The sequence below is a fragment of the Burkholderia plantarii genome (assembly GCF_001411805.1).
Taxonomy (GTDB): Bacteria; Pseudomonadota; Gammaproteobacteria; order Burkholderiales; family Burkholderiaceae; genus Burkholderia; species Burkholderia plantarii.
Genome location: NZ_CP007213.1, coordinates 309,245 through 329,606, shown reverse-complemented (window position 1 = coordinate 329,606; position 20,362 = coordinate 309,245). Strand labels below are relative to the sequence as shown.

General features: G+C 72.2%; 17 protein-coding genes. 13 read left to right on the top strand and 4 right to left on the bottom strand.

The window, feature by feature from the left end; genetic code table 11:
• Positions 1-11: 11 nt before the first annotated feature.
• From sctJ to bpln_RS19060, 3 genes are read right to left on the bottom strand one after another with little or no spacing between them, the layout of a single operon-like run.
• Positions 12-854 carry a type III secretion system inner membrane ring lipoprotein SctJ gene (gene sctJ, locus bpln_RS19070; protein ID WP_042626980.1) on the bottom strand — a complete coding sequence of 281 codons (843 nt, stop codon included), beginning with the start codon at positions 852-854 and terminating at the stop codon, positions 12-14.
• A 47-nt stretch (positions 855-901) separates the two neighbouring features.
• The gene (locus bpln_RS19065) at positions 902-1,288 is read right to left on the bottom strand and encodes a type III secretion protein HrpB2 (RefSeq protein WP_012733106.1); all 387 of its coding nucleotides are present in this window, start codon (positions 1,286-1,288) and stop codon (positions 902-904) included.
• Positions 1,289-1,319: 31 nt separating this feature from the next.
• Positions 1,320-1,904 (bottom strand): HrpB1 family type III secretion system apparatus protein, encoded by a 585-nt coding sequence (locus tag bpln_RS19060; protein WP_042626979.1) that lies wholly within the window; start codon positions 1,902-1,904, stop codon positions 1,320-1,322.
• A gap of 463 nt (positions 1,905-2,367) precedes the next feature.
• Here bpln_RS19060 and sctU point away from each other — a divergent pair, with 463 nt between their 5' ends.
• Genes sctU through bpln_RS19025 form a run of 7 tightly spaced genes read left to right on the top strand, consistent with a single transcriptional unit; the run spans position 2,368 to position 9,382 of the window.
• On the top strand, positions 2,368-3,426 hold the full coding sequence (gene sctU / locus bpln_RS19055; protein ID WP_042626978.1) for a type III secretion system export apparatus subunit SctU: 1,059 nt from the start codon (positions 2,368-2,370) through the stop codon (positions 3,424-3,426).
• Between the two features lie 21 nt (positions 3,427-3,447).
• Positions 3,448-5,553, top strand: a complete 2,106-nt coding sequence (sctV, locus tag bpln_RS19050; protein ID WP_042626977.1) for a type III secretion system export apparatus subunit SctV — start codon at positions 3,448-3,450, stop codon at positions 5,551-5,553.
• Entirely contained in the window at positions 5,550-6,203 is a 654-nt protein-coding gene (sctP, locus tag bpln_RS19045) for a type III secretion system protein SctP (protein WP_042626976.1), read from the top strand. Before sctV ends, sctP begins: the two co-directional genes overlap by 4 nt.
• A 12-nt stretch (positions 6,204-6,215) precedes the next feature.
• Positions 6,216-7,550, top strand: a complete 1,335-nt coding sequence (sctQ, locus tag bpln_RS19040; protein ID WP_042626975.1) for a type III secretion system cytoplasmic ring protein SctQ — start codon at positions 6,216-6,218, stop codon at positions 7,548-7,550.
• Positions 7,534-8,184, top strand: a complete 651-nt coding sequence (sctR, locus tag bpln_RS19035; protein WP_042626974.1) for a type III secretion system export apparatus subunit SctR — start codon at positions 7,534-7,536, stop codon at positions 8,182-8,184. Before sctQ ends, sctR begins: the two co-directional genes overlap by 17 nt.
• 15 nt (positions 8,185-8,199) lie before the next feature.
• Positions 8,200-8,463 (top strand): type III secretion system export apparatus subunit SctS, encoded by a 264-nt coding sequence (gene sctS / locus bpln_RS19030; protein ID WP_042626973.1) that lies wholly within the window; start codon positions 8,200-8,202, stop codon positions 8,461-8,463.
• Positions 8,464-8,479: 16 nt separating this feature from the next.
• Complete coding sequence (locus bpln_RS19025) at positions 8,480-9,382, top strand: hypothetical protein (protein WP_055139688.1); 903 nt, start codon at positions 8,480-8,482, stop codon at positions 9,380-9,382.
• 51 nt (positions 9,383-9,433) lie between these two features.
• Here the strand turns inward: bpln_RS19025 and bpln_RS19020 are convergent, their stop codons facing one another.
• Positions 9,434-9,709, bottom strand: coding sequence for a helix-turn-helix domain-containing protein (locus tag bpln_RS19020; protein WP_055139687.1), 276 nt, complete (start codon positions 9,707-9,709; stop codon positions 9,434-9,436).
• Between the two features lie 376 nt (positions 9,710-10,085).
• On the opposite strand from bpln_RS19020, the gene bpln_RS19015 reads away from it, so the two are divergent.
• From bpln_RS19015 to bpln_RS18990, 6 genes are all read left to right on the top strand, one after another.
• Positions 10,086-11,477: a hypothetical protein gene (locus bpln_RS19015; RefSeq protein WP_055139686.1), complete on the top strand. Its 1,392-nt coding sequence runs from the start codon at positions 10,086-10,088 to the stop codon at positions 11,475-11,477.
• A 29-nt stretch (positions 11,478-11,506) separates the two neighbouring features.
• Positions 11,507-11,752 carry a hypothetical protein gene (locus bpln_RS19010; protein WP_042626969.1) on the top strand — a complete coding sequence of 82 codons (246 nt, stop codon included), beginning with the start codon at positions 11,507-11,509 and terminating at the stop codon, positions 11,750-11,752.
• Positions 11,753-11,893: 141 nt separating this feature from the next.
• Complete coding sequence (locus bpln_RS19005) at positions 11,894-12,169, top strand: hypothetical protein (protein WP_042626968.1); 276 nt, start codon at positions 11,894-11,896, stop codon at positions 12,167-12,169.
• A 112-nt stretch (positions 12,170-12,281) separates the two neighbouring features.
• Complete coding sequence (locus bpln_RS19000) at positions 12,282-12,737, top strand: CesT family type III secretion system chaperone (protein WP_042626967.1); 456 nt, start codon at positions 12,282-12,284, stop codon at positions 12,735-12,737.
• A gap of 56 nt (positions 12,738-12,793) precedes the next feature.
• Entirely contained in the window at positions 12,794-15,721 is a 2,928-nt protein-coding gene (locus bpln_RS18995) for an ATP-binding protein (RefSeq protein WP_055139685.1), read from the top strand.
• A gap of 163 nt (positions 15,722-15,884) precedes the next feature.
• Entirely contained in the window at positions 15,885-20,309 is a 4,425-nt protein-coding gene (locus bpln_RS18990) for a hypothetical protein (protein WP_055139684.1), read from the top strand.
• Positions 20,310-20,362: the final 53 nt, after the last annotated feature.

Below are 20,362 nucleotides of genomic sequence, written 5' to 3'. Positions count from 1 at the left end.
CGGCGCGCCGTTCAGTTCGCGGGACGCGGACGCAGCCGCGAGGTCAGCGCGCCGAGCTTGCCGCGCAGGCCGCCGGCCGGCTCCTGCGCGTCGCCGCCCGCGGCCCCGCCGGCCTGGCCGTCGCCTTGCGGCAGCTTCCGGCGCAGCACCACCAGCAGCGCCGCCGCGACGATCAGCACCACGCCGGCCGCGCCGCTCACGATCCACACCACCGGCAGGCCGCCCTGCGGCTGGCTCGGCTGGCGCGCGAGGTCGGACGGATCGGCCGCCACGGCCGTCACGCTGACCTGGTCGTAGGTGAGCCCTTCCACGCTGTGCATCACGAGCGTCTTGATCTGCGGCACCAGCGCGCCGACGTCGGAATTGGGCCGGTACTTGATGAACACGGCCGCCGACGAGGGCTTGATGGTCTGCGCGAGCGGGTCGTTGTTGGGCAGCACGATCTGCACGCGCGCCACCAGCACGCCGTCGATCTTCGAGAGCGTGGACGACAGCTCCTGCGACATGCCGTAGATGAAGCGCACGCGCTCCTCGGTCGGCGTCGAGACGAGGCCGTCCTTCTTGAACAGGTCGCCGAGATTGTCGAAGCGGCTCTTGGGCAGGCCGCGCGAGCGCAGCGCTTCCATCGCGCGCACCATCTGGTCGCCGTCGACCTCGAGCGTCCAGGTCTTGCCGGCGTCGGGCGTCTCCTTGGACGCGTCGACCCCGTTCTCGAGCAGCGCCACGACCATCTCGTTGACGTCCTGCTCGGACAGGTTTCCGTACAGCTCCTTCTTGCAACCGGCGAGCAGCGCGCAGAGCGCGAACACGCCCGCGACGGACGCGCGCCGCCATCCGGACCGTGACTGTGACATGGCGTAATTTCCGCGGGTGACCGCGCGGCGCCCGCGGGCGCCGCGGGTCACTGGTTTTTCATCAGCGTTTCGATCGACGACTTCGACGCGTTCACGACGCCCATCTTCGCTTCCATGTCGAGCTGCGTGCTGGCCAGCTCGTAGGTGAGGCGGATCGAACCGGCGTTCATCTCGTTGAGGCTCATCTCGGGGGCGCGCTGCATGAACTCGGCCGCGTCGGTGACGCTGCGCTGCAGTTCCGCGTCCTGCGCCGCCACCAGCTTCGAGGCGACCTCCAGCGAATGGCTCTGCTCGGCATGCGGCGGCGCCATCGACGGCTTTTCCATCAGCGCCTTGAACTTGTCGGCCGCGGCGGGCGAACCGCTCGCGGCTTCCGGCTTCGAGAGGGCTTCGAGCGACGCGCGCAGCGCCGCGGAATGGTCGATGGCGGTCATCGGCGTTCTCCGTGCGGGGAAGGAAAGGCGCTCAGGCGCGCAGCGCGACGCCGAACGGCAGCGATTCGATGCCGGCCGACGGCGGCTGGCTGACCGGCGCGACGTCGGGCTTGTCGCCGCGGGCGGCCAGTTCCTCGTTCAGTTCCTCGACCGAGGCCGGCGTGATGAAGGTGCTGCCGTTGCGGCTCGCCTGCACCGCGTTGACGAGTTCCTCGCGCGCATGCAGCGCCTTCACCAGCGAGACGGTATCGCGCGTCGGGTTGCCTTCGAGCACCTCGTTGGCCACCATCTTCCAGTCCGCGTCACCCTTGGTGGACAGGCAGAACGCCAGCAGCGCCTTCGCGTAGGCGAAGCGCGGCGCGCTCTCGCTGACCTCGCGCAGCACCAGGATCGCGTCGTCCCAGTGGTTGCGCACCATGTGCAGGATGCCGTCGAGCATCTGGATTTCCGGCACCTTCGGGCGCAGCACGCGCAGCGCGTCGAGCATCAGCTCGATGTCGTAGGGATCGACCGACACCTTCGGGAAGGTCTGCAACAGTGCATCGGATGCCGTCTCGATCAGTCCTCCGACGATCTCCGGGCTGCAGTTCAGGTAATCGGGTGTGGCGTTGGTCATCGCGCATTCTCCTGGCGGTATTCTTCGCGCCGCGCTCGGGGTCGATCGGACGCACGACGGAACCTTAGCAACCGGCCGTGACCCGCGCGGTGCGCGATGCGAAGCGAACGCACCGAAAACGAAGCCTCCCGAAGGGTGCAGGAGCGGCGCCGGGCGGGCGCCGGCGCGCGCCACTCGCGCCGCCCGCACAAAATCCGCACGAAATGCGCAAAGCCGCGCCGGACAACGGTTTTGCCGCGCCGCGGCCGGTCCCGGGCGGCCCGCCATCGGGCCCCCCATCCGCGCCGCCGCGCGAGACTTCGCATGCGCAGCGCCCGATTCGCGTCGGGGGGCCTGCCGCCGCCCCCGCGCGGCTATCTTCGTCCGACCGGCCCGCTCCATGCCGCGCCCAGCCGCGCGCGAGCGGCCACCCCGCCACCCAGTCCGCCCCCGGGCCGACGCGTCTGCGACGAAGCACCGAGCGATGAGCGACGAAAAAACCGAAGAGCCAACCGACAAGAAGCTGCGCGACGCCCGCAAGGACGGCCAGGCGTCGAAGAGCTCGGACCTGGCGGACGCGATCTCGATGCTGGCCGCGATCGGCTTCGTGATCGCCGCGAGCGCCCACCTGCGCGACTCGATGCGCCAGCTGGTGGTGAGCGCGCTCGACTTCGTCACCACCGACCACGCGCTGCCCGACATGTTCGACCGGCTCTACCGCTTCGGCGGCATCGCGCTGCTGGCGGTGGTGCCGCTCGCGCTGGCCGCCGCGCTCGCGGGCGTGATGGGCTCGGCGATGCAGGTCGGGCTGCAGATCGCGTTCAAGCCGGTGATGCCGAACCTGAACGCGCTGAACCCGGGCGAGGGGCTCAAGAAGATCTTCTCGATGAAGACGGTGATCGAGACGATCAAGATGGTCGTCAAGGCCTCGCTGATCTTCGCCGTGATGTGGGTGGTGGTGCGCGGCCTGATCCCGCTCGTCTCGGGCGCGATCTACCAGCCGCTCGCCGAGATCTCGGCGATGTACTGGGGCATCCTGCTCAAGCTGATGATGATCGCCGCGGTGATCTTCGTGCTGGTGGGCGCGGCCGACGTCAAGCTGCAGAAGATGCTGTTCATGAAGCAGATGAAGATGTCGAAGGACGAGATCAAGCGCGAGCACAAGAACGACGAGGGCGACCCGATGATCAAGGGCGAGCGCCGCCGCATCGCGCGCGAGATGGCCAACGCGCCGCCGCCGCGCATGGCGCGCGCCAACGTGGTGGTGGTCAACCCCACCCACTACGCGGTGGCGCTGCGCTACGCGCCCGACGAGCACCCGCTGCCGGTGGTGATCGCCAAGGGCATGGACGAGGCCGCCGCCGCGATCCGGCGCGCCGCCGCCGAGGCCGAGGTGCCGATCGTCGGCAACCCGCCGGTGGCGCGCGCGCTCTACAAGGTCGGGCTCGACGAGCCGATCCCCGACGCGCTGTTCGAGACCATCGCCGCGATCCTGCGCTGGGTCGATTCGATCGGCGCGGCCCGCAGCGACACGCAACACTGACCGCCGAGAGCCGGAGCCACGATGCTGAAGTCCCTGAAACTCCCCGCCGGCGGCGAAATCGGAATCGTCGCGCTGGTGGTGGCGATCATCTCGCTGATGATCCTGCCGCTGCCGCCGCTGCTGATCGACATGCTGCTCGGCCTGAACATCACCATCAGCGTGACGCTGCTGATGATCACGATGTACGTGCCCGACATCTCGGCGCTCTCGGCGTTCCCGTCGCTGCTGCTGTTCACCACGCTGTTCCGGCTCTCGCTGAACATCGCCTCCACCAAGTCGATCCTGCTGCACGCCGAGGCCGGCAACATCATCGAGAGCTTCGGCAAGCTGGTGGTGGGCGGCAACCTGGTGGTGGGTCTCGTGGTGTTCGCGATCATCACCACCGTGCAGTTCATCGTGATCGCCAAGGGCTCGGAGCGGGTGGCCGAGGTGGGCGCGCGCTTCACGCTCGACGCGCTGCCCGGCAAGCAGATGAGCATCGACGCCGACCTGCGCGCGAACCTGCTCACGCCCGAGGAAGCCAAGCGCAAGCGCGCCACGCTGGCGGTGGAAAGCCAGCTGCACGGCGGCATGGACGGCGCGATGAAGTTCGTGAAGGGCGACGCGATCGCCGGCCTCATCATCACGATGATCAACATCCTGGCCGGTATCGCGGTGGGCGTGGCCTACCACGGCATGTCGGCCGGCGACGCGGCGAACCGCTTCTCGGTGCTGTCGGTCGGTGACGCGATGGTCTCGCAGATCCCCTCGCTGCTGCTGTCGGTGGCCGCCGGCGTGATGATCACGCGGGTGGCCGACGAGCGCCAGACCAAGCAGCGCTCGCTCGGCGACGAGATCGGCCACCAGCTCGGCTCGAGCGCCCGCGCGCTGTTCTTCGCCGCGGTGCTGCTGCTCGGCTTCGCGATCGTGCCGGGCTTCCCGTCGCTGCTGTTCGTGCTGCTGGCCGCGGCGCTGTCGTTCGCCGGCTACCGGCTGTCGGTCAAGAAGCCCTCGTCGCGCGACGGCGAGCACGGCGGCGCCGAGACGCTCGCCTCGATGCAGCGCGTGGGCGCCAAGACCGAGGTGCCGCCGATCCTGCCGCGCGCGCCGCAGTTCGCCTGCGCGGTGGGCGTGCGGATCTCGCCGGACCTGGCCGCGAAGCTGGCCATGCCGGTCCTCGACGCCGCCTTCGAGGCCGAGCGCGCGGCGCTGCAGGAGGCGCTCGGGCTGCCGTTCCCCGGCATCACGATGTGGGTCCACGCGGCGCTGCCGATCGCCACCTTCGAGATCCTGATCCACGACGTGCCGCACCTGATGGTGACGATCCCGACCGGCAAGGCGATGCTGCCCGACACGCGCCTGCTGCCGGCCGAGGTCGCGGCGGCCTCGGCGGAGAAGCTGCAGGCGCTGGCCGAGAAGACCGAGGACGGCCCGTCGCTCGACTCGGCGGGCACCCCCACGCGCTGGATCGACGAGCGCGGCGTGCCGGCCAAGACGCCGGTGTGGCGCGCCGAGCAGGTCATCGCACACGCCTGCGTGGCCGCCATGCAGCGCCACGCGACGCTGTTCCTCGGCATCCAGGAGGTGCAGTGGATCCTCGACCAGCTGAGCCACGACGCGCCGGGCCTGGTGGCCGAGGTGCAGAAGGTGCTGCCGCCGCAGCGGATCGCCGACGTGCTGCGCCGGCTGCTGGAGGAACAGGTGTCGATCCGCAACGTGCGCTCGATCATGGAGAGCCTGATCGCCTGGGGCGCCAAGGAAAAGGACATGCTGATGCTGACCGAGTACGTGCGCGGCGACCTCTCGCGCTTCCTCGCGCATCGCGCCGCCAAGGGCGAGCGGCAGCTCTCGGCGGTGCTGTTCGACATGCAGGCCGAGCAGCACATCCGCGCCGCGATCAAGCAGACGCCGACCGGCAACTTCCTCGCGCTGCCGCCCAACGACGCCGCGTTCCTGATCGACCGGATCCAGTCGTTCACGGGCGCCGCGCCGCGTGAGGGCGTGGTGCTGGTCACCTCGATGGACATCCGCCGCTACGTGCGGCGCATGATCGAGTCGCGGCTCGGCTGGCTGTCGGTCTATTCGTACCAGGAGCTCGGCGAGCACGTCGAGCTGAAGCCCGTCGGCCGCGTGACGCTGACCGCATGACGAGCATCGATTCGCGCGCCGCGCGCATCATCCCCGGCACCGCCGCCGACGAGCCGGGCGGCGCGCGCGAGCGGCGCTTCGACTACGCGTCGCTGGCCGCGCGCCGTTCCCCGCACCGCCTGCCCGCGCGCGGCCAGCCGCAGCAGGGCGGCCGCGAGGCGCCGGACGACGAACCGGCCGGCCAGGCCGAGATCGCGCTCTACTTCGACCCGCGCACGGCGCCCGACGAGAGCGCCGCCGCGCCGCCCGAGCCGCCCGAGGCACCGGCGCCGTCCGAGGACACCCGGGACAGCCTGAGTTCGCGCGTCGAGCGCGCCGCCGTGCCGGTGGTGTCGGCCGTCTACATGCACCAGCAGCAATACCTGAAGGTGCTCGGCGTGCTCACGCGCGAGATCGCCGCGTTCTGCGGCGACCCGGCCATCGCCAACGCCGGCAACTGGGAAGCCCAGATGACGCTGGATCCCGCGCTGCTGCCGCATACGCGGCTCGCGCTGTCGCTTTCGCGTTTCAGTCTCCGACTTCGGTTCGACGCGCAGGACCCGGCCTCGCGCGACTTACTCTTGACCCACAGCACGATGCTTGAGCGCGAGCTCGCCGACACGCTGCGCGCGTGGGGCGAACTCCGCGACATCGAACTCACCGTCTGGTAATCCGATTCCCGCATGGCCGACTTTCTCACCGCGACGACCCGCGACGGCGACGCGAGCGCAGTTCCTGCCCGCGTGCCGACGGCGCCGGCCGCCCCCGCGGCGGGCCCGGCCATGCCCGCCGGCGGCGCGCCCGATGTGCCCGATGCACGCGCCGGCGGCGCGCCGATCGCGCGCGCGGTGCCGCGCCGGATCGACAGCGCCACCGCGCGCCTGACCCAGACGCTGCACGACACGCGCTTCGGCGCGGCGGTGCTGGCCGCCACCGGCGCCACCGTGCTGCACGCGGCGCCGCTCGCCGGCCTCGCCGCGGGGCGTCCGGGCGCGGGGCCGGCCGCGCGCGATCCGGCCGTGATCGAGCTGTCGGTGGCCGCGCCGGGCGCCGCGCCGCGCCCGGTGTTCGTCGAGCTCGACCTCGACGCGCATCCGGCGCTCGCGATCGTCGCGTGGCCCGACCGCGCCGGCGCGCCGGGCGGCCCGGCCATGCTCGCGCCGGGCGGCGCCGAACTCGCGCTGCGCCAGACCGTGGCCGGCGTGCTGCTCGATCCGCTCGCCGCCGCGCTCGCGCGGCTCGGCTTCGACGCGCCGCGCGTGGTCTCGGTCACGCGCCGCCCGCTGGCCGACTGCGTGGCCGAGCTCGCCTTCGACGTGCCGCCCGCGGCGCTGTCGATCAGCTTCGGCGAGACCCGCATCGATTGCACCGTGGCCCTCGGCAGCGCCGCGCTCGCCACCGTGGACGCGCTGATCGCTCGCACCCCGAGCGACGCCTGGCGCACGGCGTTCCCCGCGCTGACCCTACCGGGCAGCGCGATCGTCGGCACGCGAACCTTCGCGGTCGACACGCTCGCCGCGCTCGAACCCGGAGACGTGCTGCTGCGCTGTCTGTTCCCAACCTTCGACGCGGCGTCGCTGCAGGCCGGCGGCCGCGGCGACGGCGCGGGACCGCGCGTCGTCGCGACGTGGGGCGCGCGCGGCCATGCGCGCGTCCACGCGCAGGCGGTGCTCGACGGGCGGTCGCTTACCTTAAATCAGGAGTGGTACATGTCCGACGAACTCGATTCGACCCGCGCCGATCTCGGCCTAGCGACGGATCGCCCCGACGAAGCGATCACCGTCGGCAACATCGAGCTACCGGTGCAGTTCGAGATCGACACGGTCGCGCTGCCGCTCGACCAGCTGTCCTCGCTCGGGCCGGGCTACGTGGTCGAGCTGCCGGTGCCGGCCGCCGACGCGCAGCTGCGGCTCGTGGTACACGGCCAGACGGTCGGTTTCGGGGAGCTCGTGACGGTTGGCGAGCATCTTGGCGTGCGCATCATCAGGATGGCCCATCGGCATGGTTCAGTTCAGTGACATTACCGGGCTGCTGCTGGTCGTCATCGCGATCAGCCTGCTGCCCTTCGTGGCGATGGTGGTCACCTCCTACGCGAAGATCGTGGTGGTGCTCGGCCTGCTGCGCAACGCGCTCGGCGTGCAGCAGGTGCCGCCCAACATGGTGCTCAACGGCATCGCGATCCTGGTCTCGCTGTACGTGATGGCGCCGATCGGCATGCAGGCGTCGAAGTCGCTGGAAGGCCAGCAGCTCGCCTCGCAGCCGTCGCAGGCGCTGATCCAGGCGTTCGGCGCGGCCAAGGAGCCGTTCCGCGCGTTCCTCGAGAAACACACCCAGGAGCGCGAGAAGCGCTTCTTCCTGCGCTCGGCCGCCGTGGTGTGGCCCAAGGAGCAGGCCCAGCAGCTATCCGAGCACGACCTGATCGTGCTCGCGCCGTCGTTCACGCTCTCGGAGCTGACCGACGCGTTCAAGATCGGCTTCCTGCTCTACATCGCGTTCATCGTGGTCGACCTGATCATCGCCAACGTGCTGCTCGCGCTGGGGCTGAACCAGGTCACGCCGACCAACGTCGCGATCCCGTTCAAGCTGCTGCTGTTCGTGGTGATGGACGGCTGGTCGACGCTGATCCACGGCCTCGTGATGACCTACAAGTAACCTGGAGCCTCGACGATGGATGTCGATTCGCTGATCCGCTTCACCACCGAGGGCATGCTGCTGTGCCTGACCGTGTCGCTGCCGCCCGTGATCGTCGCCGCCGTGGTCGGGCTCGGCGTGTCGTTCGTGCAGGCCATCACGTCGCTGCAGGACCAGACGCTGCCGCAGGTGCTCAAGCTGATCGCCGTGACCATCACGATCGTGATCGCCGCGCCGGTGTGCTGCGCGGCCGTGCTGCACTTCGCGAACCAGTTGATGCGCACCGCGGTGCCGCTGTAACGGCAAGGAGGATTCGATGGCAATCAATCGCGCACCGAGCAGCAACGCGCAGGCCAACGCCGCCGGTCAGGCGCGCCTGGCCGACGCGCAGCAGAACGCCGCCGGCAAGGAAGGCGCGCGCGCGGCGCAGCGCGCCACCAGCTACAACGGCACGCTGTTCACCAACACCAACCAGGCGCAGAACGGCAACCAGGCCGCGCAGCGCAAGTTCGCGAGCCTCGCGCGCAACAAGAAGCGCGCCAACGTGGCGCGCGCCAGGCGCAACGCCGCGAGCGGCGCCGGGGACGACGAGGGCGGCGACGTGCAGGTCAAGCAGGACGACATGGATGCGCTGAACGGCGGCCGCGGCGGTGGCGGCGGGCGCCAGCAGCAGGAGCAGAACGATCAGCCCGAGATCGGCGCGGCGGGCGGCGACGCCGCGGCGTCGGACGTGCGGCCGGCCTCGGCGCAGGCCGCGCCGCCGAGCCAGCTCGACGCGATCGCGGCGAAGTTCGGCCCCGGCGACGAGGCGCAGCGCGCCGAGGCCGTGCGCAACGCGTGGCACGACATGGTGCGTGATCTGTTCCAGACCGCCGGCAACAGCGAGGCCGGACCGTGGGCGATGCGCCTCTCCGCGCTGATGGTGGCGCTGCAGCAGATCGAGATGAAGATCGGCCCGGTGGGGGCCGGCGGCGTGCAGGTGCTGCGCGAGATGCTGCAGCATCTGGGCAAGGGCGGCGGCAGCGAGTCGTTCCACCTGATCCTGCCGATGATGATGCTGCGCGCCTCGTACAAGGCCGGCGGGCGGCCCGGCGAGGAGCCCGGCGCCTCGCCGCTGCGCGGCAAGGCAAGGCGTGAGCGCGGCGGGGCGATCCAGCAGAGCGTGGGGGCGGGGCTCGCGGGGCGGATGGCGAAGGCGGCGCAGGGGAAGAAGCCTTGAGCGGCCGGGTCGCGCCGGACCGCCTGGCCGGCCCCGCCTGCCCCCGATCCCTCACCCGCAGATCGCGAGGCTGTTTTTCCGTACCGGTTGCGGCATGCGCGCGGCGATGCCGCCCGGTGTCCCGTCGCCCGGCTCCCGCCGCCGCACCGTGGAAACGGGGGTGTCGACATGAAGCGCGGACACGCTCCGGCTGACGTTCGCGTCCTCGCGAATGCAGGCGATATCCGCCGGATCGGATTGCGGCGCCTTTCCGATATGGAAAACGTCGCATTCGCGCCTCGTCGTCCTGCCGACGACCTTCGCGATGCAGGCCGGCGGCGGCGCCATGAATCGCCGCCAGGACATCACGCTTGAAGCGGGTTCCGGCCATGGCGGATCGCCACGAGTTCCGTTGAATCCACCATCTCGCCCGGGTCGGCGGCCCTTGCCCCGCCGTCGTGCCGGGCGAGCGTCCCCGGCGCCTCCTTCCCCTGCCCCCACCCACCCCCTGTCTCGACAAGACTTCAATCCCCATTTCCCCCCCTTCGCCCCCGCCAGCCGGCGTCCGACGGCCCGCCAATCCACGCTCCGCCCCCCTCCCCCGCCGCCCCGCATCTCCGTTCGCATACCGCGTTCTCGCTTCGCATTCGTCGCCCGCGGCCATGGGCCGACCGCCTACAGTAGCCGCAACGAAAGCTCAGGCTGTGACCAGATCGACGGACCCATGAAACTGCTGCGGATTCTGACCGGCACCCACGCAGGCGCGCAATTGCAGCTCGCGCCCGGCGCGCACCGCATCGGCACGGACGACGCGGCCGACATTCGCCTGACCGACTGGCGCGGGGCGGATCTGTGGCTGACGGTCAGCGATACCGGCGTGGTGTCGGCGCAGGCGGTCGCCTCGCCCACGGGCGCCGTCGACCCGGGCGCCACCAGCGGCCCGCTCGAACAGATCCTGCTGGTGGACTTCGTGCCGATGCAGTTCGAAGGCACGATCCTCTGCGTGGGCGACGAGAACGGCGTGTGGCCGTCCGACTACGAACTGCTCTCGACGCTGCTGGCCGCCAAGCCGGCCGCGAAGGCCTCGCCGCTGCGCCGCCGCTATCTCGGCATCGCGGCGGCCTGCTTCTGCGTCGGCGCGGTGATCGTCACGATCTCGGTGCTGTCCACCGCGCAGATGAGCCGCGCGGCGCTGCCGCCGAACGGCGACGACCACGCGCGCCGCGTCACCGAGGCGCTCGCCGCCGCGCACATCGACGGCCTGAACGCGCACGCGGTGGGCGACACGGTGGTGGTCACCGGCATGCTGGCCAGCTCGGCCGACGATTCGGCGGTGCGCCAGCTGCTGAATCGCCTCGCGATCGCGCAGGTCGCGCGCCAGTACGACGTGGCGCCCGAAGTGGCGCGCAGCATCGAGGATTCGCTCGGCGTGCCGGGCGCGCGCGTGCAGTACGGCGGCGCGGGCCGCTTCGTGATCAAGGGCTCGGTGGGCAACAAGAACGCGCTCGACTCGGCGATCGCGCGGATTCGCGCCGATCTCGATCCGAACGTGAAGGACATCGTCGCCGACGTGTCGGAATCGTCGGGCGGCGCGAACGCCTCGGACGGCCTCGCCTACTCGGAAATGCTCTCGGCCGACGGCGTGCAGTACGCGCAGACGCCCGACGGCGTGAAGCACATCTACGCGTCGGACCTGCCGGACGCCTCCGGCGCGGCGGCTGTCGGCGCACCGCAGAACGCGGCCGCGGCGGGCAACAACGCGGGCGGCACCGGCGCGAACCGCGGCGTCGCGGCCCCGGCGAACGTCGCCGCGAACAGCGCACCGAACGGGGCGGACGGAAACGGCGGCGCCGAAACGACCGCCGCCGCCACGGCGAACCCGGGTGACAACCCGGCCGGCGGCGCCCGTAACGGGAATGGCAACGGCAGCCGCGCCGCCGCGAAGCGCGCCGCGCCGCAGCCGCGCAACACCGCCGACGAATTCGTGCCGCTGCCGCACGCGTTCGCGGCACCACCGAATCCGCCGATGCTCGCATCGGCCAACGTTCCCGCCGCGCCCGAGGCGCGCCGGGCCGAACCATCGTCCCGGCCGCCGGCTTCGCCGATCGCGAGCTGAGCCCGGCACGTCATTCACAGGGATAGGTCATGTACGAATCGCTCGCCCCGTACGCCAAGGATTTCAACGACATCCGCGCGCTGCTGAACGCGCCGGACGGCCAGGCACGCGTGAACGCGCTGCGCGCGGCACTCGACGCGACCGCCGAAAAGATCGGCGCGACCCCGTCGACCAACGAACTCGACCGCAGCAACCTCGCGAAGCTGTATCGCGGCTTCCTGGCCACCTCGCGCGCGATCGCGAAGCTCCAGGAGCAGCGCGCGACCAAGTCGTAATCGATTCGCTGGCGGCCCGCCGCCTTCGAAAGCCGCCGGCTCCGCGCCACGGGCACGTGCCCGGGAAGGGACGGCACCTATCCGCAGTTGCAGTATCCGTGACTATCGCAACCGCTTTTTTAAACAACGCGAGGTAATAGCATGACAAATCCCGTCAATAGCGCCAGCAGCGTCCTGGGCGGCGCCTCCAGCATCGCCAGCACGGCCGGTAACGCCATCGGCGGCGCGGCCGCCGCGGCTTCGGGCGGCGCGAGCGCTGCTTCGACGCAATCGCAGATGCAAGGCATCAGCGATCAGATGAACCAGATGACGCTCGCATCGGCCCAGATGCAGTTGCAACAGAGCATGGCCGCGGCGCTCGCCAACGTCATGAAAAGCGGCGCGAGCAACGTCAAAAGCGCATCGCAAGGCGGCTAATGGCGCCATCCGGCGTCGCGCCACGCGGCGCCATCGCGGCGGGCCGTGCCCATCCCCGGGCGGCCGCCGTTCCCGTCTGTTTCATTCACTTCGTATTTGATCCGCGCATCGCATGAGCTCCGACCGATATACCTGGCTGATCGAGGACCTCTGTGCCGTCATCGATCTGCCCGACGTCCAGCACGTGCTGACCACGCGCGCGATCGAGGTCGAGGGTTTCGACGTCCGCCTCGATTATTTCGACAACGACATCGACGCGATGTACGCGAATTTCCACTACGGCGCCGTCACGGCCGGCCGTACGTTGACGATCTTCCGCCTGATGCTGGAGGCGAACCTGCTGGTGTACGCGCAGGATCAGGCGCAAATGGGGATCGACACAGATACCGGGAACGTGGTACTGATACTGCGCATCCCGTTCGACAGCGGCGTGGACGGTGCGGAACTGGCCGACCTGCTCGCCCACTACGCGGAACACGGCCGCTACTGGCGGCGCAACATCATGGAATCGAGCGACGACATGTTCGACGGCATCGCCTCCGGGGAATACATCTGGCTGCGCGCATGACCGTCTAGGCGCCGCTCGGCCGATCAACCCGAGTCTGGCGTCACGCGCAGTTCCCGATGTCGAAATCCGCTTCTCCGCGTGCGCCTACCCGGCGGCACGCCACCGCGCCGTCCGACACCCCGGGCGGCCGCACGATCGCCTTTTCCCGCTTCTGGCTGCTGCGCGACGCGGGCCTGCTGATCGCCGACGGCGAGATCGTCTCGCTCGGCGCGCGCCCCCTCGCGATCCTGATCCGGCTGATCGACGCGAACGGCCGGGCCGTGTCGGTGGCCGCGCTGCGCGAGGCCGTCTGGCCCGGGCTCGAGGTCGACGCCAACACCGTCCAGTCGCAGATCTCGGCGCTGCGCCGCGCGCTCGGCGACGACCGCGACCTGATCGAGACCGTGCCGGCCCGCGGCTACCGCTTCGCGGGCGACCTGCGCGTGGTCGAGCATCCCGATGCCGACGGCACCGGGCACGCCGCCGACCCGGCCGCGCCGGCCGCCGATCCGCTCCCACCCGACCCCGCGCCGGCCGCCGCCGCGCCGCTCGCCCGCAACACGCTCGCGCAGGCCCAGCCGCACGACCCGGCGCCGTTCGTCGGCCGCCACGCCGAGCTGGCCGAACTGCTCGCGACGGTGCCCGCCGCGCGCACCCTCACGCTGACCGGCGCGGCCGGGATCGGCAAGACCCGGCTCGCGATCGAGGCCGCGCGCAGCCTCGCCCCGCAATTCCCGGACGGCGTGGCCTACGTGCCGCTCGCCACGCTGTCGGCGCCCGACCGGCTGATCCACGCGATCGCCGACGCGCTCGAGATCGACACGCGCGGCGGCGAGATCGACGCCGCCCAGCTCGCCGAGGCGCTCGGCGAACGGCGCCTGCTGATCCTGCTCGACCACGCGGCGCCGCTGCGCCACGCCGTGGCGCGCGCGGCCGAGCGGCTCACCGCCGCCACGCCCGGCGTCCACCTGCTGATCACCAGCGACGCCGCGCTCGCGGTCGGCGGCGAGCGCGCGATGGCGGTGGCCCCGCTCGGCGTGTCGGCCGACGCGCACCAGCCCGACGACATCGGCAACAGCGACGCGCTCGCCCTGTTCTTCGCGGCGTTCGAGCGCCGCCAGCGCCGCGACGGCACCCCCGCGCCGGCGCGGCTGCCGGCCGATGCGCTGGCCGCGGCCGCCTCGATCTGCGCGAGCCTCGACGGCATGCCGCATCCGGTCGAGCTGCTGGCGGCCGACATCGCCGCGAAGCTGGCCTCGAACGGCGACGTGCGCGCGGCGTTCGTGGCCTGCGCGACCGAGCTGGACCGCTTCCTCGCCCAGCGCACCGGCTCGCGGCGCCGGCTGCTGCCGCACGCGGACCTGCAGCTGGCCAGCCTCGATTTCGTCTATGGCCGGCTCGACGCGGGCACCCGCACCGTGCTGCGCCGCCTCGGCCTGTTCCACGGCGCGTTCGAGGAAGGCGCGGCGGCCGAGCTGCTGGTGGCGTTCGATCGCGCGCTCGGCCTCGACGACACCCCCGCCGAGGCCACCCGCCAGCGGCTGCGCCAGTTGGTCGGCGCCGGGCTCGTCGAGGACGTCGAATGCGACGGCGAGATGCGGCTGCAACTGCCGCCCTCGGTGCGCCGCTACGCGCTGGCCACGCTCGCGCGCACGCCCGAGCGCGCCACGCCCGGCGCGCTGCACGCGGCGCTGGTGGCGCGCATGGTGGCGCGCCGCTTCGGCGCCGGCCCGTTCCTTGCTCCGCCCACCGTGCGCCACGACCTGGCCGACCTGCGCGCCGCGCTCGAATGGGCGATCGACGCCGGCAAGCCGGAACTCGGCGCGGACCTGCTCGATCACTCGGCACCGCTCTGGGTGCGGCTCTCGCTCGGCGACGAATACGTGGGCTGGGCGCGGCGCGTGGCCGTCTGCGGCAACGGCGGCGAGGTCCGGCGGATCCGCCCCGAGATGCGGGTGGCCGCCGCGCTCGCCAACGCGCTCACCTGCAAGCGCAACGCCGCCAGCGAGGCGGCGCTGCAATGGCAGCGCGCCTACGAGATCGCCAGCGCCTGCGCCGACAATTCCACGCGACTGCGCGCGCTGCTGCACCTGTTCTTCCGCGCCCAGATCCGCGGCGAGACCGACCGCGCGCGCGAGCTGGCCCGCAAGTACACCGAGATCGCCGACGCCGCGCGCTGGCCCGCCGCGCAGCACAACGCGCGGCTGATCGAGGGGCTGCTGCGCGCCTACACCGGCGACCTGCACGTGGCGATCCCGCTGCTCGGCGGCGCCAACGGCACGCACCCCGACGTGATCCGCGAGGCGCGCGCGCTGGCCACGCGCCACGGCCTGTCGCTGCACCTGATCGCGAGCGCGGCGCTGTCCACCGTGCAATGGCTGGTGGGCGGCACCCCGCGCGACAGCGAGATTCCCGAGCTGGCCGCCACCGACAACGAGCCGATGTCGTGCTGCGTCGCGCTGCGCCACGCCTGCGCGCTCGCCGTGGTCGAGGACGACGCGCCGCGCGCCGAGGCCTACGCCGCCGCGCTGGTCGAGCTGGCCAGCTCGTCCGCGCCGCGCCGCTGGCTGCGCACCGGCCTCGACGTGCAGCGCTGGCTGCTCGGCCGGCAGGGCGACCACGCCACCGGCCTGCAGCTGGTGGAGGAAATCGCGCAGCGCTTCGAATCGCACCGCGTGCCGCCCGTCGATCTCGCGTTCGTGACCACGCTGATGCCGTCGATCGACTTCACGCGCCACGGCGCGCTCGCGGACACGCTCGTGCAGGGCATCACGCAGGCCGTGCGGCGCGCCGATCGCACCGGCGAGCGCTGGACCAAGCCGTGGCTGCTGCACCTGCAAGGGGTGCTGTCGCGCGCGCGCGGCGAGCCGCCCGCGTTCACGCGGCGCGGCCTCGCGCATGCGCTGCGCTGCGCGTCCCAACAGGGCGCCTATCGCATCGTCGAGCGGATTCGCGCGGACCTCGACGCACTCGATGCAACGATCGAAAGCAATGATCCCAATTGAACCGATATCCGCCCATTCGCTTCGGATGGCACGACATCGCTTCGCCCACCGCCTCGGGTTTTACCTGATGGGTGTCACACACAGAAATTAATGTGAGGCTCCGTCCAGCCCGTCGGGAGCGTGCGCCGAAAACGCACGCCCCGCACGGAATCCCGGAGCCCAGATGTCGTTCAAGTCAGTCCTCGCCCGTGTTGGCGGCGGCAGCGCCGACGCGCGGCCGGCCGCCGAGGCCCGGGGTATCCCCGGCGTCACGCACGCGGTGCCGGCCCCGGCCGCGCAACCGGCGGCGCCGCTGCCGGCCCGGCGCGACGCGACGCATCCGGGCGCGCCCGCCACGCGCCACGCGCAGCCCCATCCCGCGCCGGCGCATGGCCAGACCGGCGCGGCCGGCGCCGAGGCGCGGCGCCGGCAGGGCACCGACCGGCTGAAGGCGATGTTCACGCGCGCCAGGCCCGACGCGCGCGGCACCGCGCCGAAGCCGCCGAGCCAGTCGCCGGGCACCCTCGCCAACGCCGTCGCGCACGTCAACGCGGCCGCCACCGACATCTCGACGCCGTTCTCGCAGCACTCGGACCGCCATCGTCCGCTCTCCGCGCAGCAGTACCGCACCGACGTCACGCGCTACGCCACCGACACCAGGGCCTCGCACGCGGCCGCGCTCGCGCGCAAGCAGCGCAAGCGCGTGGACGACGCGCTCGGCGCGGCGATGCCCGCGATCCCCGAGGACGAGCCTCCCGACGCCGACGAAGCCGCGCTGCAGCTCGAATCGCTCGACAGCCGCGCCGGCCTGAGCGTGCAGGTACAGACCTGGTTTCCCGATCCGCACGCCGGCGCGCAGGCGAGCCGGCAGCTTGCCGACCGCCTTGCGGGGCTCGGCGCGCCCGAGCGCGCGCCCGCGATGCTGCGCGGCGTGCTCACCGCCGGCGCGCTGCGCGAGGCCGGCGTACACGATCCGGCGCAGGCGCGCGACGTGCTCGACGCGCTCGCCGCGCTCGACTTCGCGCGCATGGATACGCAGACCAGCGCGCTGCCGGCCGGCGCCGCGCGCGAAGTCGACGCCACGCGCGCGCGGGCCTGGCTGGTCGCGCGCACGCTGTCGCGCACCGACGAGGGCTTCGACGCGCTGCGCACGCTGCGCGGGCCGGGCCACGAGCCGCCGCTCCAGCTGATGGCGCAGCGCATGATGCTGCAGGCCGCCGACCACGCCGACCCCGGCCCGCACGACACGCTCACCGCCGCCGGCGATCCGGCGCCGGGCGCGGTGCAGGCGCGGCTGCTGGCGGGCCCGGACGCCGCGAAGCTGCCCGCGCGCGCGTTCGCGGCGGCTGCGATCGCGAACACCGGCGGCGCGACGCGGATGCGGCCCGACCAGAAGGGCGATTTCTTCGCGTGGCGCCAGCATTTCCGCGACGAAGGCGCGGGCACGCCGCTCGCGATGACGCGCGAGCGTCTGCACCGCTTCACCGGCAAGACGCTCGATCGCGCCGGCGAGAACCGCTGGAAGACCTTCGCCGCGCGCGCGGTCGGCAAGCACCGTTCGCCGCTCGCGGCGGTGCGCAACGGCACGCAGGACGTCACGCGGCTGACCATCGCCAAGGAGAAGAAGGCGCTCGGCGAACTCGCCGACCGGCGCGAGGCGCTGCTCGGCCTGCCGGCGATGCAGCCGGCCGCCACGCTCGGCCACGCGCAGCCCGCCCACTCGCTCGTCGAGCTGGCCGCGCTGCACGTCTGGTTCGACAGCGGCGGCTTCAAGACCGGCAAGCCCGACGCCGCGCAGAGGAAGGCCATCGTCGCGAAGGCCAGGCAGATGCGCGGCGAGATCGCCAGGCAGCCCGCCTCGCCCGCGCGCGACGCGTTCCTGCGCGACACCGAGGCCTGGGACGGCCGGCACGCGCAGGACCACGCCGCGTTCGCGGGCGTGGGCAACGTGCCGTTCGACCTCGATCGCCTGGCCGGCTGGGCGCAGCGCGCGCAGGTGGAGGATCCCGCCTTCGTCGCCGAACTCGACGCGCTGAAAGCCAGCGCGAAGAACCTGCCGCGCGCGGTCGGCACGCCCGATCGCGAGCACGTGGTGGACGCGCTCGGCGAGGTCGTCAAGCAGCTGCCGTCGGGCGCGCGGCTGCGCGTGCAGGACGGCAACCGCGCCGGCATCAGCACGCGCGGGCTGTCGGCGAACTTCGGCAAGCTGCTCAACGCCACCGGCATCCCGCTCACCGCGCGCGTGGACGCGCGCTACAACAAGAACCGCTCGGCGCTCGTCGAGTTCGCGCGCAGCAACTACGGCGCCGAGATCTTCGCCGGCACCGCCGACGGCAGCAGCTGGCAGGCCGGCGCCGGCGTGCGGGTGGGCTACGACTTCGACGTCGGCCTGTCCTACGTGCGCGCCGGCGTGACCGCGCAGGGCATGCTCTACCAGTCCGAGACCAACAACCCGCGCGGCGTGTCGCTGCGCGTCACGCGCCGCGTCAAGGAAGACGGCAGCAACTTCGACGACAAGACGCTCGAAACGAAATACGCCGGGCTCTTCAAGCATCTGGTCGACAGCTCGGCCGCGGCACCCGACAAGAGCGCCGAGGGCACCTGGAACCACCTCGCCGACCAGTACCTCGAGGACGAGGACATCTCGGTGGGCTGGACCGACGGCACCGACAAGACCTCGCGCAGCGGCGCGACCTTCGACGTCGGCGTCTACGGCGGGATTCCGCACACGCCGCTGTCGGCCGGCGTGGGCGTCGGCGTCGGCTACACGTCCACCCACCATCACATCCGCGAGCAGCGCGACCACGGCGGCTCGCTGCAGCTCGAACAGCACCGCTCGGGCGGCGGCTCGCAGTGGGTGGGCCGCCTGACCGCCGGCCTGAGCGGCTCGGTGCCGATCGGCACGAAGCCGCACACGGTCGGGCTCGGCACCACGTCGGTGGACACGCCCTCCATCAATCTCGCGCTGCGCGACACCGGCATCGAATCGCGTGTGCAGATCGCACGCGACAACGGCGTGCTGATGCCGCGCTCGTGCATCGTCGACGTCGAATACAAGTCGCCGCGGATGTTCACGCGCGCGATCGACGCGCAGCGCGGCGCCTGGCGCGATCTCTACGCGCTCGACTCGCTGAAGAAGCAGGGCGTGACGATCGAGACGGCCGGCCCCGGGCATTGGGCCACCGCGCACGCGCGCGCCGACGAGAAGATCGACCGGCTGCTCGGCGAGGTGCGCGGCAACTCGGCGCCGAACCAGACGTATTTCCACCGGTTCCGCCTGCGCGGCGACGCGGCCACGCGCATCAACGCGCTCACCGCCAGCGAGGTGGGCGGACGGCCGAACCCGGCTGTCGCGCGCGAGATCAACCGGATCATGTCGGATCCGGCCTCGTGGATCGCGTCGGATCTGAAGGTCAAGGAAGTCAATTCGAGCGCCTCGCGCGCCGGCCTCAACGTGGCGCTGCACGTGACCGCCGTCACGCAGGTGTCGGGCGAGCACGAGATCGTCTCGGAGACGGCCGACTTCGCGCAGCTCGACGCGCTCGAACGGTATCAGGCCGATCGCGCGGCGGCGGCTGGCGTCGAGGATGAGGCGGAGGTGGGCGACGAGGACGAGGAGACGGCGGTCATGCCGGCCGACGCCGCGCCCGTGCGCGATGCGGGCGGGCCGCCGGCCCGGGCGGCGATCGAGGGCAACCATGCCGGGATCGACGGGCGCCGCCCGGTGACGGCGCACGCGCCGCCGCCTCAGCCCCGGCCCCGGCCGCAGCCCCGGCCGCCGAGGCCGGACCGGGCACCGTTGCCGTTGCCCACGCCCACGCCGCTCGATGCCGCCGGCGGCGCGCGGCGCGCGAGCGGCCTTGCGGCGCTCGACAGGCTGCGTGAACCGGCACCAGCGTCGCAATTCGGCTCGCTCGGCGCGGCGCTCGACGGTGGCCGGCAAACGACGACGACGCTTGATGCCGCGCGCGAACCGGCACCAGCGCCACAATTCGGCTCGCTCGGCGCGGCCCTCGACGGCGGCCGGCAAACACCGACGACGCTCGATGCCGCGCGTGAGCCGGCACCCGCGCCGCAATTCGACTCGCTCGGCGCGGCCCTCGACGGCGGCCGGCAAACACCGACGACGCTCGATGCCGCGCGTGAGCCGGCACCCGCGCCGCAATTCGGTTCGCTCGGCGCGGCCCTCGACGGCGGCCGGCAAACACCGACGACGCTCGATGCCGCGCGCACCCCGGCCCCGCAACGCGCATCGCTTGCCACGACGCTCGACGGCCGTCGGCCCGTGCGCCCCGCGCAACCGGCAAGCCAGCCGCCGCGCGCGCCGCTCGGCACGCCGCGTTTCGGCTCGATCGACGCCATGCTCGACGATCGCCAGCTCGCGCGCGATGCGCAACCGGGCATCGCGTCGGTAATGGAACGTGGCCGGACCGGAAGCACGTCGACATCCGCCGTGCCGGGCGGCGGCAACCCGCCCGCGCGCGCACCGCTCGACACGGCCGGCACGACGACCGCGCCCCGCGCGGAGGAAACGCCCGACACGGACGACGACGACGACGTCTTCCACGACGCACCGGAGTCGTTCGACAACGCTCCACCGAGCGCCTGACCGCAGGCCATGAGCGCGCCGCGGCGACCGGCGCACACCGGGCGCGCGATTGA